Origin of the sequence: Flavobacterium soyae (genome assembly GCF_045348165.1) — a bacterium.
Lineage (GTDB): Bacteria > Bacteroidota > Bacteroidia > Flavobacteriales > Flavobacteriaceae > Flavobacterium > Flavobacterium soyae.
The window spans coordinates 3,608,980-3,623,117 of the sequence record NZ_CP150845.1 but is presented as its reverse complement, the minus strand read 5'-3'; the positions used below and the strand labels follow the sequence as shown (position 1 = coordinate 3,623,117).

Below are 14,138 nucleotides of genomic sequence, written 5' to 3'. Positions count from 1 at the left end.
TTTTTTAAATCTTTATTTTAATTCCTGCATTTACTACAAAACCGTCAAGCGGTGCATAGATGTCTTTAAACACCGGATTGGTTATTGTACCGCTGTAGATACTTCCAAACTTCGTTTGTCTGGTATCGGTAAAGTTTTCAAAATTGGCATAAACTGAAAAATTCTCCCATAATTTTTCAACCATAAAACCAAAAATCCAATACTCTCTTCCGGTTGTTCCGTCATTTAATTTTTGCGGGCTGTAATAATAGGCTTCCAGTCCTGCTTTCCATTTATCTTCTACTTCATACATCAAAACATTGTTCAATCTGTGTTTTGCTGTTAAAGGGTTTTCAGATTTTATGCCATTGTTATCTATTGATGCGTCTGTATAGGTATAACCCAGAAATAATTTGAAATCTTTATACCCTAATTTGACATTTGTTTCAGTTCCTTTTGTATCCAAATACCCGTCAACATTTACAAACTGATAGATATCATTGGGCAGAGGAGTTAAAATAAGAGGATTATCAACATTGGTATAAAAGAATAATTGGTTCAACGTTAAAGACAGATCTTCTGTCAAATTGGTTTTGTAATTGACATCAAAATTAAGACCATAGCTTTTTTCAAGTGTATTAAAATCACTGTTTATTGGCAGCACATTTCTGTATTGGATACGCTCACTTTCCTCAGTGAAAATCGTTGGGGTCTTGTACCCCAGACCGCCCCCGATTCTTGAGGTAAGTTTTGGATTGATTTTAAACAAAGCCGAAACTCTTGGCAGAAAGGAAAACCCGTAATCAACCACATAATCCCCTCGCAATCCCGTTTCGATATCCAGCCATTGTTTTGCCTTTACAGTATTTTGAACAAAAGCCCCGTAAGTAATCTGATTGTAATTTCTCAGAGGAAATGAGGTCGCTGAATTCTCTTTAAAATTATCAGTATATAAATTAGCACCTGTTACCCACTCCGAGATTTTGCCATTATAAGAATACGTGATTTCAGAAAAGGTGCTGTTCTGTAAACCGTCAAAAATATAATCGGGAATAGTTATAACACGGCTAAAATTGTTAAAGCTATTTTTAAGGGTTAATGATTCCTTTTCATTGAATTTATGATTTAGGGTAAATTGAGTACTTATTCTTTGTGTTTTATTTTTTTCAAAATAACTCTCAGGATAACTGCTTTGATCTTTAATATAATTGATATCTCCTCCGATTCGATTTTCAAAAACTGTATTGACACCAAAATTAAGTTTTGTATTTTCATTAAAATAAACAAATAACTTTGGATTAAAATTATAACGCTCAAACTTAGGAATAGCCGTTAGCCCAATATCCGCAGGATCATAAGGGGCATTTCGGTCATGTGAGGCAAAAACAGTCAATCCGATTTTATTAAATCGCTGCGAATAAAAACCATTAATATCAAGTCCGAGAGCTGAAGTCCCATTGAGCAAAAATCGCAATTCCCGCTCTTGGGACGGAGTTTTAGAAATAAGATTAACCAAACCGGCAATTGCCCCTCCGCCATATAAAGTAGAAGCTGAACCTTTGATTATCTCAACCTGTTTCAAATCCAGTGGTGGCGTCTGCAGTAACCCCAATCCACTTGAAGCCCCGGAATAAACAGGAAAACCATCTTTTAATATCTGAGTGTATCTTCCGTCCAATCCCTGGATTCTTATGGACGAATTCCCTGAAGTAGCAGAGGTCTGCTGGGTTTGTATACCAGTGCTTTCGTTAAGCATCATACGGATGTCACCCGGTTTCATATTGGCTTTTTCTTCGAGCTCTTCTCCGGCAATAAATTCCACTCGGGTTGGGATGTTGCTAATTGTTCTTGTTCCTCTTGTTGAAGTAACCACAATTTCATCCATTTCCTCAGCTTCACTTTCCAATGCAATTTCCAGAAATTCACCGCTATAAGGTATTGTGAAGGATGCTTTGTGTTCCTTATAACCTGCTATGGAAAAAGAGACAGTATGCGCTCCTTGGGGAACATTTTCAAAAAAAGCAATACCATCAGCATCACTCACAGCCATTAAATTACCATCCTCTATTTTAGCCGTTACACTGGCTATAGGCTCATTGGTTTGAGCATCTTTAAGCAGTACTTTGATTTTATTCTGTCCATGAGCAGTGCCAATAGTCGCTATTGCCACAATCAATAAAATATATTTAAACATTTGTAATTTCTTAATATTAATACATAACTCATTTGCACGATCAAAAAATCATGCAAATCAAAACTGTTTTATATCAAGCAATTTTAGGGGGCTGCCAAATTTTACAGATAAAAGAAGAATCAACAAATTTATCATACGATGGCACCTGCCCTGTTTCATCTCTGGTAAAAATAAACTTTTCACTAATGGCAGCAGTAAAAAGACTTATTGTAAAACCAATGCAGGTGCCGCAGGAATAAAAAGGCGAACATTTTCCGTTGCAGTCATTGCCGCAGTCATGAGAATCGGCATCACAGCTTTTCTCTGCGCCGCATTGTGAATGTTTGGCATAGGAAGAACACGGCACTGTTGAAAGAAACAGTACAATAAACGACAATATTGTTACGCATATTTTCACAGCGCGAATTTAGACATTAAATTTAGTATTATTGTTTTTCTAGCAGCATTTATCGCCTGCCTGTATCGGAGGGCATTTTACAGTTCCGTAACTGCAATACACACAGCAGTCGCCCTCCAGCGGGCGCAGTCTTGCTTTACAGTTTTCACATTCGTAGAAAAAGGCACAGGCATCTGTGGGCATTATTTCTGCTTTTTTATAGCTGCATTTCGGACAGGTAATGGTTGATTTTAATTCTACCTCTTTTCCATTATAAGTCGTGCAGGTATCACAGCTGACCTGGGACTTATTGTCGTAATAATTTATGATTGTCCCCGTTAGTAATCCAAACATGCCCGTATAAATTAAATACAGGCTGCTGCCATAAAAATATCCGTATAAAATTAATAAGGCGCTGGGCAGGGCAAACAATAACGGATATATCAAACGGTGCTTACTATAAGAAATAACTAAACCTGTAAGAGAGACTAACATCATTGCCAGAAATATCCACATGGTCCATCCGCCCAATAATTCAAAACTGCCTAATCCAAGAGCTGAAGCCCCAAATGCAAAAAGAGGGAAACAGCAGGGTGAGAATAATGCCGTAAAGAAAATCCCAACGGTGCCTAATTTATCGATATTGTTTAATAATTTCATTTTTAATTGATTTTCCTGTTTTATTATTGATTACTCCGCATCAAATTTAGAGATTGAATCTGATTTCTGAAAGCGTATTCTATTTAATACTTATTTTAAAAATTTTGATTTTTTCCTCATATAGAGGATACTAAATTATTACATTTTCATTCCCTCCATCGGGTTTTTCCCTTTCTTTAAAATGAATTCGCTGTATAAAAGATAAGCCCCGGAAACCACCACAGTTTCACCATTTTTTAAACCATCGGTAATTTCTACTTCATCAAATGTCTCTACTCCAAGGGTCACCATTCTTGGCTGGTATTTTCCTTTTTCAGCCTCAATCCACACATGTGCACCATTGCCATCCCTGATTACAGCATCTACCGGTAAAGCCAATACATTTTTTTGCCCGGAAGAAGGCAGTAAAACAACCGCCTGCAGACCTGCCTGCCATTGATTGCTGGGATTAGGGATAGTGCCGCGAAGCTGCATTATCTGCTTGCTGGTTTGAAGTGCAGGATTTATAAAATCAACCCTCATTACCTGTGGCTGGTCTTCATATCCCGACACAATCACCTGTACCTTTTGTCCTGTCTTGATTTTATGGGCATCAGAGGGGTATACATCTGCCTCCACCCACAAACGATCGTAATCTTCCAGTTTCATAATAGAGCCGCCTTCTCCTACATATTGCCCTTCTGTCACGGAAAGTTCAGCAATTATACCTGAATTGGGAGCAAAGTACGTTACATAAGGTGATACTTTTTGTTTTTTCACCAAATCGCTGAGCTGAGCTTCTGATTGTCCATACAATAATAGTTTCTGCTTTGCCGCAGTCTTCATTTGATTAAAGCGTTTGTCTTCCGGAAAACTGCTCACCTGCGCAGCCGCAACTAAATATTCCTGCTGCAGCGAGGAGAGCTGTTCTGAATATATCTTATATAAGGGCTGTCCTTTGCGGATGGGCACTCCGGTTTCTTTAACATACAATACTTCAATTCTGCCTGCAACCCGGCTTGATACATAAACAGTCTGCTCAGGATCTGTTACCAAACGTCCATTTAGTCGGGAAGAATTTGAAAATTCATTCTCGCCAACTTTCATGGTCCTTAAATTCGCTAATGCCTGCTGGCTAGCTCCTAAAATTAAAAAATCCTGTGCATTGTTTTTTTCAAAAGGTACCAGGTCCATACCGCAGATTGGACAGGTGCCCGGGCCATTTTTCACAATCTGCGGGTGCATGGGACAGGTATACGTTTGAGCTTTCTCACGGGTAACTTTTGTTTCTTCTTTTTTAGCGCATGCTGCAAATAGAAACAGAAAAGCTATTATTGTCAAAAAAGTAATTAATAAAACTCGTTTCTTCTTCATGGGTTAGTTTTTTGATTTATTTTCTGAAGCTGTTTTGATAAAACTTTCGCTGTCCACCAGATAGGCCGCATTAGCGGCAATGTTCCAATCACTGATGTCTTGTTCGATGAGCACCATACCGCTGGTGGTCATTTTTGTTTTAATTTCTCTGGGAATAAATACATCCTGTTCCTTTTTAAAAATAACAGACTTATTTCCTAAGTTGAGCACGGCACTTTGAGGAACCCACCAGCCCTTATTGGCAATTGGGATAGTGGCTGTAACTAATTTTCCTATCTGAAATTGATTATTGCCTAGATAAACCCTTGCCAGGGTAAAATTGCTTCCTGCTTTAAAAACAGGCTGAATGAGTCCAATGGTACCTGTATATACTTTTTGCTCGTCTGACGATTCATGGAAAACCAATTTTTGCCCCTTTTTTATCTGGGATGCTGCCGAGGGATCTAAAGCAAACTCAGCAATCAGGTTTTTGTTAGTGTAAATTGTAAAAAGTGACTCGCCGGCACCCACATATTGGCCTTCCCTGACTAGTATTGGCGATGCTGCAGCTGTAGATGCATTAATACTGCCTGATGTGCCGCTGCCTGAACCCATCCCTCCCATACCGTCCTGAGCAGCTGCGGGAGTTGAAGCAGCTATACTTGTGACGGAAGTACTGCCAACTGTTGATTTATCTAAAATATATCCGCTGGCACTACTGTAAACAGGAATACGGTACAAAATTTTACCGGTATTTAGAATATGTTGAATTTGTTTCTGTTGCATACCCAATAACGACAGTCTTTCTTTTGCTTTTTGCATCATATTGTCATTTTTATCCGATTGATAAATAAATAACAGTTCTCTTTGCGCGGCAGCTAAATCGGGCGAATAAATTTCCATAATTAACTGTCCTTTTTTAACCCGCTGATAATTGTATTTTATAAGTAAACGCTCCACTCTTCCACTTACCCGACTGGCAATACTCGTCTGATCACGGGTATCATAGGTAATACTTCCCTGTACCTGCACAGAAAATATCTTGGTACCTGACTCAGGTTTTATAGTCGACACATTAGAAACTACCTGCTCATTTACAGGTTTTAAAAGATCTTTAAGATCACTGTCTATGGCTGTTTCCGTGCCAGGGGTGTGTTTAGGCACTAATTCCATCCCGCAGATAGGGCAGTCACCGGGTTTGTCCAGCACCACTTGCGGGTGCATCGGACAGGTGTATTTCTGGTTTGGATTATGCTCTTCGTGCGCCGCTTTATTTTTATTGTCGGCAGTTTTATTGCAGGAAACAAATAAAAATACGCAGACAAATAGAAAGGCGCCTAATTTAGCGATATAGTTCTTTTTCATAATCAACAATCATTTGATATAATTTTAATTTTTCGTCCAATAGGTCATTCTGTAACATATTTAAAGCCTCCCAGGAATCTATTACCACCGGAACCTGCAGCTTGTTTTCCTGATAGTTTAGGAAATTTACATCCAGTGATTTTTGCATGGAAGGAATTATTTTTGTCTCGAGTCCTTGAATCCTTTTCTGCATTGTCTGTATTTCATACTGCATACCATACAGCATTCCTTGGGTCTCCTGAAGCATTGCGGACTTTTCTTTCTCCATCGCCTGCAGATTATACTGCATCGCTTTTACATCCGATTTATACATTTTCGAGGACCAGGGAGCAATTGGAATGGACATCATTGCCATTACCGAATAGGCTTTGGGCATCATTTTATCAAAGGCATTCATATGGTCAAACTGAATTTTGAAAGCAGGATTTTTTTCTGCTTTGATCGCCTCAATATTGAGCTGCATCGATTCAATACCGGCATCCATTTTTTTAATATCCCCACGAACAGCTGCAAGACTTGTGGTGTCGTGCAAGGCAGGGTTAAAAACAGGAGTGTAAGCAGTATCTATAGAAAACTCGGCGTTACCCGGCTCATTCATCAAACTGCTTAGCCAGGCCCTTGCTTTTGCAATTTCGCCTTCCTGCATACGGATCATATTTTTGTTTTCTTCGATTCTGGCTTCAATTTTATACACGTTGCCCAATTGGGATTGATTGTAAGGATATCTCACTTCTTCAATCTTTTTCATGGTACCCATTATCCTTTCATTCTGATCCAAAACCTTGATGCGCTGCTCGGCAATCAACCAGCTGAAATACAGCCGCTTTGCCTGCGCTTTAAAATCGTTAAGCGTTACAACTCTGGTAGCGTTTTCAATATCTCCCTGAGATTGGATATACTTTTTTTTCTTGTTTAGTTTCGAGAAGTTAGGAATATCCTGCTCTACCCTGAGCATGAGTGAACCTTTATCACGGTCATCCATTACTTCCTGAAATGGATATGGTGTCATAAAGGTACCAACCCCTACCATTGGTGCCATCCATGCCGCTTGGGCATCGGAGCTGTATTTGTAACTTTCTGCTTTGAGTCCATAACTTTGCAATAGAAGATTTTTTTTATCAATCCGCTGCAAAATGGTATCCAGCGACAGTACCTGTTTGGTTTGGCTGAAAAGGGGTATTGGCAGTAAAAGCAATACTAATGACAATACTTTAATGTTTCGTATCATGTACTTCAAGTTTTCCATATTTTCGTAATTCATATTCTTTGGACATTAAAAAAATAAGCGGGGTTACTAATAAGATATGTATGGCAGAGGTAAATACGCCGCCAATCATAGGCAGTACAATTGGTTTCATTACGTCCATTCCAACGCCATTTGACCATAAAACAGGAACCAGTCCAAATAATGAAACGCAGACTGTCATTAGTTTTGGACGCAGTCGTTTTGCAGCACCATGCACTACATATTCCTTGAGGTCATTTTTGGTAATAGTTTCTCTGGAATTGCCTTTTGCTTTGATTAATTGGTCCATAGCATCATTGAGATAAATAACCATCACAATTCCGGTTTCCACAGCAATTCCAAACAGGGCAATAAACCCAACGGCAACGGCAACCGATAAATTAACATCCCAGAAATAGATAATGTAAGCTCCTCCGATTAAGGCGAATGGGACTGTTATTAAACTTAAGAAAGCTTCACGCAGAGAATGAAAAGCAAAATACAGCGAAAAGAAAATGATCAGCAGTACAATTGGAGCAATGATCTTGAGTGTTTTCTCACCGCTTATTAAATTTTCATATTGGCCGCTCCATTCTATAAAATACCCTTCAGGCAATATGTTTTTGGCTGTTTCCAGCTTTTTCATTGCTTCGGCCACTGTCCCGCCCATATCGCGATCCCGTATATTAAACATAACTGCTCCACGCAAGAGTGCATTTTCTGAACTGATCATCGGAGGCCCGTCTACAAATTTAATGTCCGCCACGGCAGATAAGGGAACTTCTCCAAAAACAGGAGACTGTAAAGGAATGTGTTTGATCCGCTCTACACTGTTTCTGTAATCCTGAGCCAAACGCAAACTAATTGAAAAACGTCTTCGTCCTTCAACGGTATTGCCGATGGACGCGCCGCCTAAAGCAAATTCTACGGTTTGGTTTACATCATCAACGGTTAATCCGTATCGGGCTAATTCTGGACGATTGACATCAACATCAAGATATTTACCACCGGTAATAGGATCCACAAATAAATCAGATACTCCGGGTGTTCCTTCTAAAGCCATTTTTACTCTTTCCGATACGCGCGCGATAGTATCGAGATTCTGCCCATAGATTTTAATACCAACATCGGTACGGATTCCTGTTGCCAGCATGTTGATACGGTTGATAATAGGCTGTGTCCAGCCGTTTACCACACCGGGTATCTGCAGTTTGGTATCGAGTTCCTTAATAATGTCTTTTTTATCAATTCCTTTACGCCACTGCGATTTTGGCTTTAGCATAATAATGGTTTCAATCATGCTTATTGGAGAGTTGTCTGTAGCGGTGCTGGCTCGTCCTGCTTTGCCTAAAACACTTTCTACCTCGGGTACCGATTTGATTATTTTATCCTGTACCTGTAAAATACGTTTGATTTCTCCATTGGATACATCTGGCAGGGTAACAGGCATAAACAAAATACTCTGTTCATCTAATGGAGGCATGAACTCTGTTCCGAGCCGCATCAGTAAGGGAATTGAAATCAATAAGGCCAGAATATTGACTGTCAGGGTAGTTTTTCTCCATTTGAGCACCCATCTGATGATGGGTTCATAACCTCTTTCTAAGAAACGATTCACCGGATGCGCATCTGTTGGCCTGAATTTCCCTTTCATAAAAAATGAAATCAGTACCGGAGCCAGTGTGAGAACCAGCAGCGCATCCACAATCAGTATGAATGTTTTGGTATAAGCCAAAGGATGGAATAATTTCCCTTCCTGACCAGAAAGCATAAATACAGGAAGAAATGAGGTAATTATGATTATGGTAGCAAAGAATACACCACGAGAAACCTGTTTGCTGCTCTGCTCAATCACTTTCAGCCTTTCTTCATCAGAAATCCACTGTGGTTTTTTACGAAATAAGTTTTTAATTCTTTTCATCTTGGTTTGTTTCATTTTTTTGTTCAGACTGCCATTGAGCGTATCGCTGTGATAAATGCTGATAAGCGTTCTCACTCATAATAATTCCATTATCTACAATAACACCTATAGCTAAAGCAATACCTGTTAATGACATAATATTAGAGGATATACCAAAAGCATTGAGCAGAATAAAACTCGCTGCAATGGTTATGGGAATTTGAATAATTATACTCAGGGCACTGCGCCAGTGAAAAAGAAAAATAATAACGATAAGCGATACTACCAGCATCTCTTCAATTAAGGTACGTTTGACCGAGTCAATGGATTCTTTTATCAGATGTCCCCGGTCGTAAACAATATTAAATTTTACCCCTGCCGGAAGTCCTTTTGTTACTTCTTTCATTTTTTCTTTGACTTTATCAATGACGGCATCTGCATTTTCACCATAACGCATAACGACTATACCACCAACAGCTTCACCGGTGCCATTGTGATCAAAGATCCCCAGTCTGGTTTCACCGCTCATTTGAACGGTTCCTATATTGCTGACCTTAACTGGAATCCCATTTTGGTTTTTCAGCGGAATATCCTCAATCTCTTTAATGGATTTTAGATAACCGGATGTCTTGATGATATAACCAATATCACTCATGTCGAATTTTCTTCCGCCGCTTTCATTATTATTGGTACGAACTGCATTAATAACTTCCGGAACTGAGAGTTTGTAATACAGCAGCTTGTTGGGATCAATAGTAACCTGATATTCTTTTTGAAATCCCCCAAAAGAGGCGATTTCACTTACTCCCGAAACATTCTGCAAAGCAAATTTCACATACCAGTCCTGTAATGCTCTTTGTTCTCCCAGATCCATACTCGGTGCATCAAGGGTATACCAGAGAATGTGGCCCACACCTGTTCCATCAGGACCTAACTGCGGGGCAGCTCCCTTGGGTAAAGTACTGCTGATGGTGCTGAGTCTTTCCAGTACTCTTGACCTTGCCCAGTAGATATCAACATCATCTTCAAAAATGACATAGATGAAACTCATTCCAAACATGGAAGCAGCTCGTACATATTTAATCTTAGGCAGCCCCTGAAGGTTGGTTACCAAAGGATAGGTAATCTGATCTTCCACAAGCTGTGGCGCCCTCCCCATCCACTCTGTAAAAACAATAACCTGATTTTCTGATAAATCAGGAATCGCATCGATAGGGTTCTTTTGTATAGAGAGGATACCCCATACAAATATTCCTGCCGATAATAGCAAAACGATGAAACGGTTCCTGAGTGACCACTCTATTAATTTGTGTACCATAAGGTTTAATTTATTTTTGAAATACTATCGTTTACTTTCTGAGCCCACTTGATCACTTGTTCTTTTTGAGCAGGGGTCAATACTGCGTTCTTGTGGATTAAAGTATAAGAGGTTAATGGCATTTCGTTAGCTTTTATTTGCTTGACAATCCGGTCTAATTTATTCCCTTGTTTCCTTTTGGAATAATCTCCCCACTGGCTAAAATTCAAATCCTTCTTCCCCTGGGTAATATGGCTTTCCATGAAAAGGCGTACAGGCTGTACGTAGGAATACCACGGATACTGTGTGTTATTGCTATGGCAGTCATAACAGGAAGTCTGTAAAATTGCTTCGATATTTCGAGGAATATGATAGACTTTGGAAATATGGATTGGTAAAACCTGTCCGTAATCGGAATTTCGGACAGGCTGATACAACTGCATCAGTAGAAAAATAATTAACCCAATAAAAAGAATCTTTCTGATGAATTGTTTCATTTTAGAATGTTTTTTTTATTGATCCACAGTTACCCATTTTTGATCCATAATAGGGATTTTTGATCTCTTTTATTTCACTAATCCATACGGCTCCTTTACCATCGTTTGCCATAGGACAGTAATCCTGATATAATTTTTGAGTTGTTCCAAATACTTGTATCAAATCGTTCACGTCTTGACTCAGCATTACAAAATGCTCTCTTTGATGGTCTATTTTTCCGCTGTTATCTCCAATGTGTTCAGCGTGCTCTTTGGCGTCATCAGCAATTTCAAGATATTGGGCCTTTAACTTTGTATCTAATGGGCTTAGATTTACTTTACTTAAAGTTACAAATAATTCTTTACCTGCGTTGGCAGCACTTTTTGAATCGTCTTTGACTAGTGCATTTTTCATTTGCAGATAATTGCTCACAATTTCATTGATGGAAAAATTAGTCACGGCAGCTGATTTTTCAACTTCTCGGCTGGCAGCAGCATTACCTTTATCCACTGCGTCAGTTTGCGGGACCGGCTCGGTTAGCTCCATTCCACACTTGGAACAGGTATCGCCTTTTTTACCGGTAATTTCGGGATGCATGGAACAGGCATATAATTGTGAATCCGTTTGAGTTGTTTTTGGGTCAGCTGAAACAGTTTCTTTATTTTTTTGATTGCATGAAACCAGTACAAATGCCATTGATATGGTTGAAAGAATTATATTTTTCATTTATGTAATTTTAAATTGTTTATTGCCGCCATTGACAGCATTTTTCATTATTAGATTCTTATTTTTTATCAGATCCTTTTTCAATCATTTCCATTCCACATTTTGGACATTTTCCCTGAGTTTCAGAAACCGAACCGTCCATAGGACAAACATATTTTGTCACCGTTTTACTCATTGGCTGACTTCCTTTTTGGGCATGGGTGTCTATTTTTTCAGTGACTTTTACCATATCCATTCCACATTTGGAACATATACCGGGTTGGTCTGAAGTTGCCCCATCCTTTGCGCAAACATATTTTGTCACGGTTTTACTCATAGGCTGGCTTCCTTTTTGTGCATGGGTATCTATTTTTTCGGTAACTTTTACCATCTTCATGGCACATTTAGAGCAATCCCCTGGTTGATCAGAAGTTGAACCGTCCATGGGACAGACATATTTTATCACCGTTTTGCTCATAGGCTGACTTCCTTTTTGAGCATGGGTATCTATCTTTTGGGTAGTTTTTGTCAATTTCATTCCACATTTTGGGCATAATCCAGAACTTGGGTTCATCTGGTCAGGATGTGAAGGACAGATATAAACTATTTTTTGCTCCTCATTTTTTGCAGCTGTTTGTGCTGTTACGGTTAAATTAAATGTAAAAAATGCACTTAATATGATAAGTATTGTTTTCATCTTTTTACTATTTAATTATTTCTACAGTTTTACCACAACCCAGCATTTGTGAGCCATAGTAAGGATTTTTAATTGTGTTCTCTTTGCTTAACCAGTTTGCCTTTTGCATGGGGCAATATTGGTAATAAACGGCTTCTGAAGTTTTTGAAGTTTTTATCAGGGTATACATATTTTTAGACAACGGATTGAAAAATTCTCGCTGCTTATTAATATCCTGTGTAGCTGAAATATTTTTAGCTTCTTCGCTCAAATCTTTGGATACCTTCATCCAGACCATATGTTCTTCTGTTTTTAGCGTTTCCATTTTTACAGAAGATATTGCGGTCGATAATTCTTTTGAGGCCGAGGCGGCAGCTTTACCATCTGCTTTTACCAGTGCATCTTTCAATAAAAAGTAATTATCGAAAACCGGTTTGAGTTGCTCTTTAGTTTGGGCATTGGATACCACAACTGATAACAATAGAGTTATTGCCATCATTATATTTTTTAATGATTTCATTTTGTGATTTTTTAGATAAGATTTGTTAAACAATGACAAAAAAAGACGGCATGACAAAGCCTTGTTTTTGTAATTGAATTAACGGGAAAATAAAATAATTGTAAGCAGAATATGCTTTAGATTTGACACACTAATGGCTGTCAAAATTTGAATTTAGCCTATTTTAGGTATAAGCCAAAGAGAATGGAAACCTGAAGAAATAAAGGTTTCGGAACTATAAAATTTTTGCTTTTCAGAATAAAAATTAAACGAATTGCTTTTGAATTGCAGTTCATTTAAAAAAGAGATTCCGCCATTACATACTGAGCCGCAGCCACACATAGAGTGCCCGCATTTTCCCCCACAGCCATCATGATTTTTATCTTTTGAATGATTCGCTTTGCAACAACAATCATCCTTCTGAGTTTTAGAAGTCTCTTTTGTACAGGAATGATTTACGACAATTTTTTCACAAGCAAAAGTTACCGTTGGCATTAGAAATAAGCCAAAGAGAACAATTAATATGATGTAAAATCTTTTCATGTCAAAGCAATAATAAAATCAAAATTAGTTATATTTTTTTGAATTTTAACAAAAACAATGTTAAAAACATGATTCTGAATTTTATCCACATTCGCATTGTTTAAATGAAAACAAGTGTGATAGAAAATCTCTAAAATGAAATAGTGTTTAAGATTTACAAATTATTGATTGTCCTTACAAATTGGAAAACCACCTGATGCTCTTAAATACTAATAATTAATTACTTTTAAAAATCCCAAATGTAAAATTTTGAACAGTCTCACCAGGAGTTACATGGTCTATAGTAAAAGAATTAAGCATTTTAAAACCTGAGTTAAACTCCTCTCTTAAAGAATCTTCTGAATATTGCTTAATGGCTATACCGCTGCATTTAGTAGGTCCAGACTCAGAAAATGTGCCTACAACTAAAATACCATTTTCAGTTAATCCTTGCTTGACGGCCTTTAAATACGCTTTTATATGTTCCTTGTCTGTCAGGAAATGAAAAGTAGCCCGATCATGCCAAAAATCATATTTAAAAACAGGCTTAAAATCTACTACATCAGATACAATCCAATTTACTTTCACTGCCTCTTTCCCTAAACGTTTCTTCGTTTTTATAATAGCTTCTTCCGAAATATCCAAAACGGTTATATCCGAATATCCTAATTTTAAAAGATGATCAACAAAGAAACTCTCACCACCACCAATATCAATAATCTTTGCATTATAAGGTACATTATATTCTTTTAATAAATCTAATGAAGTCTGGGGAACTCGCTGATACCAGCTAACTTCTGTCAGTTTTTTTGTTTGATAAATATTTTCCCAATGTTTCTTCTTATCCATTTCTATAACTTTTGAATTATTATTAATCATCTGAACCTCTTTAAGGGCTTCCAGAATCAAAGTGTATTGTAGTCTAAATAAA

General features: G+C 38.0%; 14 protein-coding genes and 1 pseudogene. All 15 read right to left on the bottom strand.

Going from position 1 to position 14,138, the window contains the following annotated elements; translation table 11 throughout:
• Positions 1–4: 4 nt before the first annotated feature.
• The 15 genes and pseudogenes from AABD74_RS15490 to AABD74_RS15420 all read right to left on the bottom strand — a co-directional run bounded on the left by AABD74_RS15490 (position 5) and on the right by AABD74_RS15420 (position 14,056).
• Entirely contained in the window at positions 5–2,173 is a 2,169-nt protein-coding gene (locus AABD74_RS15490) for a TonB-dependent receptor plug domain-containing protein (RefSeq protein WP_406843471.1), read from the bottom strand.
• 73 nt (positions 2,174–2,246) lie between these two features.
• On the bottom strand, positions 2,247–2,570 hold the full coding sequence (locus tag AABD74_RS15485; protein WP_406843470.1) for a DUF6660 family protein: 324 nt from the start codon (positions 2,568–2,570) through the stop codon (positions 2,247–2,249).
• Positions 2,571–2,609: 39 nt separating this feature from the next.
• Entirely contained in the window at positions 2,610–2,792 is a 183-nt protein-coding gene (locus AABD74_RS15480) for a GDCCVxC domain-containing (seleno)protein (RefSeq protein ID WP_406845643.1), read from the bottom strand.
• An 87-nt stretch (positions 2,793–2,879) separates the two neighbouring features.
• Positions 2,880–3,209: pseudogene (locus AABD74_RS15475) on the bottom strand (MerC domain-containing protein); the annotation flags it as partial.
• A gap of 138 nt (positions 3,210–3,347) precedes the next feature.
• Positions 3,348–4,562 (bottom strand): efflux RND transporter periplasmic adaptor subunit, encoded by a 1,215-nt coding sequence (locus AABD74_RS15470; RefSeq protein WP_406843469.1) that lies wholly within the window; start codon positions 4,560–4,562, stop codon positions 3,348–3,350.
• Positions 4,563–4,565: 3 nt separating this feature from the next.
• Complete coding sequence (locus tag AABD74_RS15465) at positions 4,566–5,906, bottom strand: efflux RND transporter periplasmic adaptor subunit (protein ID WP_406843468.1); 1,341 nt, start codon at positions 5,904–5,906, stop codon at positions 4,566–4,568.
• Positions 5,884–7,134, bottom strand: coding sequence for a TolC family protein (locus AABD74_RS15460; RefSeq protein ID WP_406843467.1), 1,251 nt, complete (start codon positions 7,132–7,134; stop codon positions 5,884–5,886). Before AABD74_RS15460 ends, AABD74_RS15465 begins: the two co-directional genes overlap by 23 nt.
• Positions 7,118–9,052: an efflux RND transporter permease subunit gene (locus AABD74_RS15455; RefSeq protein WP_406843466.1), complete on the bottom strand. Its 1,935-nt coding sequence runs from the start codon at positions 9,050–9,052 to the stop codon at positions 7,118–7,120. Before AABD74_RS15455 ends, AABD74_RS15460 begins: the two co-directional genes overlap by 17 nt.
• Positions 9,039–10,349 (bottom strand): efflux RND transporter permease subunit, encoded by a 1,311-nt coding sequence (locus tag AABD74_RS15450; protein WP_406843465.1) that lies wholly within the window; start codon positions 10,347–10,349, stop codon positions 9,039–9,041. Before AABD74_RS15450 ends, AABD74_RS15455 begins: the two co-directional genes overlap by 14 nt.
• A gap of 5 nt (positions 10,350–10,354) precedes the next feature.
• Positions 10,355–10,825 carry a heme-binding domain-containing protein gene (locus AABD74_RS15445; RefSeq protein ID WP_406843464.1) on the bottom strand — a complete coding sequence of 157 codons (471 nt, stop codon included), beginning with the start codon at positions 10,823–10,825 and terminating at the stop codon, positions 10,355–10,357.
• A gap of 1 nt (position 10,826) precedes the next feature.
• Complete coding sequence (locus tag AABD74_RS15440) at positions 10,827–11,531, bottom strand: DUF3347 domain-containing protein (RefSeq protein WP_406843463.1); 705 nt, start codon at positions 11,529–11,531, stop codon at positions 10,827–10,829.
• Positions 11,532–11,589: 58 nt separating this feature from the next.
• Positions 11,590–12,207 carry a heavy metal-binding domain-containing protein gene (locus AABD74_RS15435; protein ID WP_406843462.1) on the bottom strand — a complete coding sequence of 206 codons (618 nt, stop codon included), beginning with the start codon at positions 12,205–12,207 and terminating at the stop codon, positions 11,590–11,592.
• Positions 12,208–12,214: 7 nt separating this feature from the next.
• Positions 12,215–12,706: a DUF3347 domain-containing protein gene (locus AABD74_RS15430; RefSeq protein ID WP_406843461.1), complete on the bottom strand. Its 492-nt coding sequence runs from the start codon at positions 12,704–12,706 to the stop codon at positions 12,215–12,217.
• Between the two features lie 153 nt (positions 12,707–12,859).
• Entirely contained in the window at positions 12,860–13,228 is a 369-nt protein-coding gene (locus tag AABD74_RS15425) for a hypothetical protein (RefSeq protein ID WP_406843460.1), read from the bottom strand.
• A gap of 216 nt (positions 13,229–13,444) precedes the next feature.
• Entirely contained in the window at positions 13,445–14,056 is a 612-nt protein-coding gene (locus tag AABD74_RS15420; protein ID WP_406843459.1) for a class I SAM-dependent methyltransferase, read from the bottom strand.
• Positions 14,057–14,138 lie beyond the last annotated feature (82 nt).

Coding starts and splice junctions, on each gene's coding strand:
- AABD74_RS15490 (WP_406843471.1), bottom strand. CDS start 2,173: ATGTTTAAATATATTTTATTGATTGTGGCAATAGCGACTATTGGCACT.
- AABD74_RS15470 (WP_406843469.1), bottom strand. CDS start 4,562: ATGAAGAAGAAACGAGTTTTATTAATTACTTTTTTGACAATAATAGCT.
- AABD74_RS15465 (WP_406843468.1), bottom strand. CDS start 5,906: ATGAAAAAGAACTATATCGCTAAATTAGGCGCCTTTCTATTTGTCTGC.
- AABD74_RS15460 (WP_406843467.1), bottom strand. CDS start 7,134: ATGATACGAAACATTAAAGTATTGTCATTAGTATTGCTTTTACTGCCA.
- AABD74_RS15455 (WP_406843466.1), bottom strand. CDS start 9,052: ATGAAAAGAATTAAAAACTTATTTCGTAAAAAACCACAGTGGATTTCT.
- AABD74_RS15450 (WP_406843465.1), bottom strand. CDS start 10,349: ATGGTACACAAATTAATAGAGTGGTCACTCAGGAACCGTTTCATCGTT.
- AABD74_RS15445 (WP_406843464.1), bottom strand. CDS start 10,825: ATGAAACAATTCATCAGAAAGATTCTTTTTATTGGGTTAATTATTTTT.
- AABD74_RS15440 (WP_406843463.1), bottom strand. CDS start 11,531: ATGAAAAATATAATTCTTTCAACCATATCAATGGCATTTGTACTGGTT.
- AABD74_RS15435 (WP_406843462.1), bottom strand. CDS start 12,207: ATGAAAACAATACTTATCATATTAAGTGCATTTTTTACATTTAATTTA.
- AABD74_RS15430 (WP_406843461.1), bottom strand. CDS start 12,706: ATGAAATCATTAAAAAATATAATGATGGCAATAACTCTATTGTTATCA.
- AABD74_RS15425 (WP_406843460.1), bottom strand. CDS start 13,228: ATGAAAAGATTTTACATCATATTAATTGTTCTCTTTGGCTTATTTCTA.
- AABD74_RS15420 (WP_406843459.1), bottom strand. CDS start 14,056: ATGGATAAGAAGAAACATTGGGAAAATATTTATCAAACAAAAAAACTG.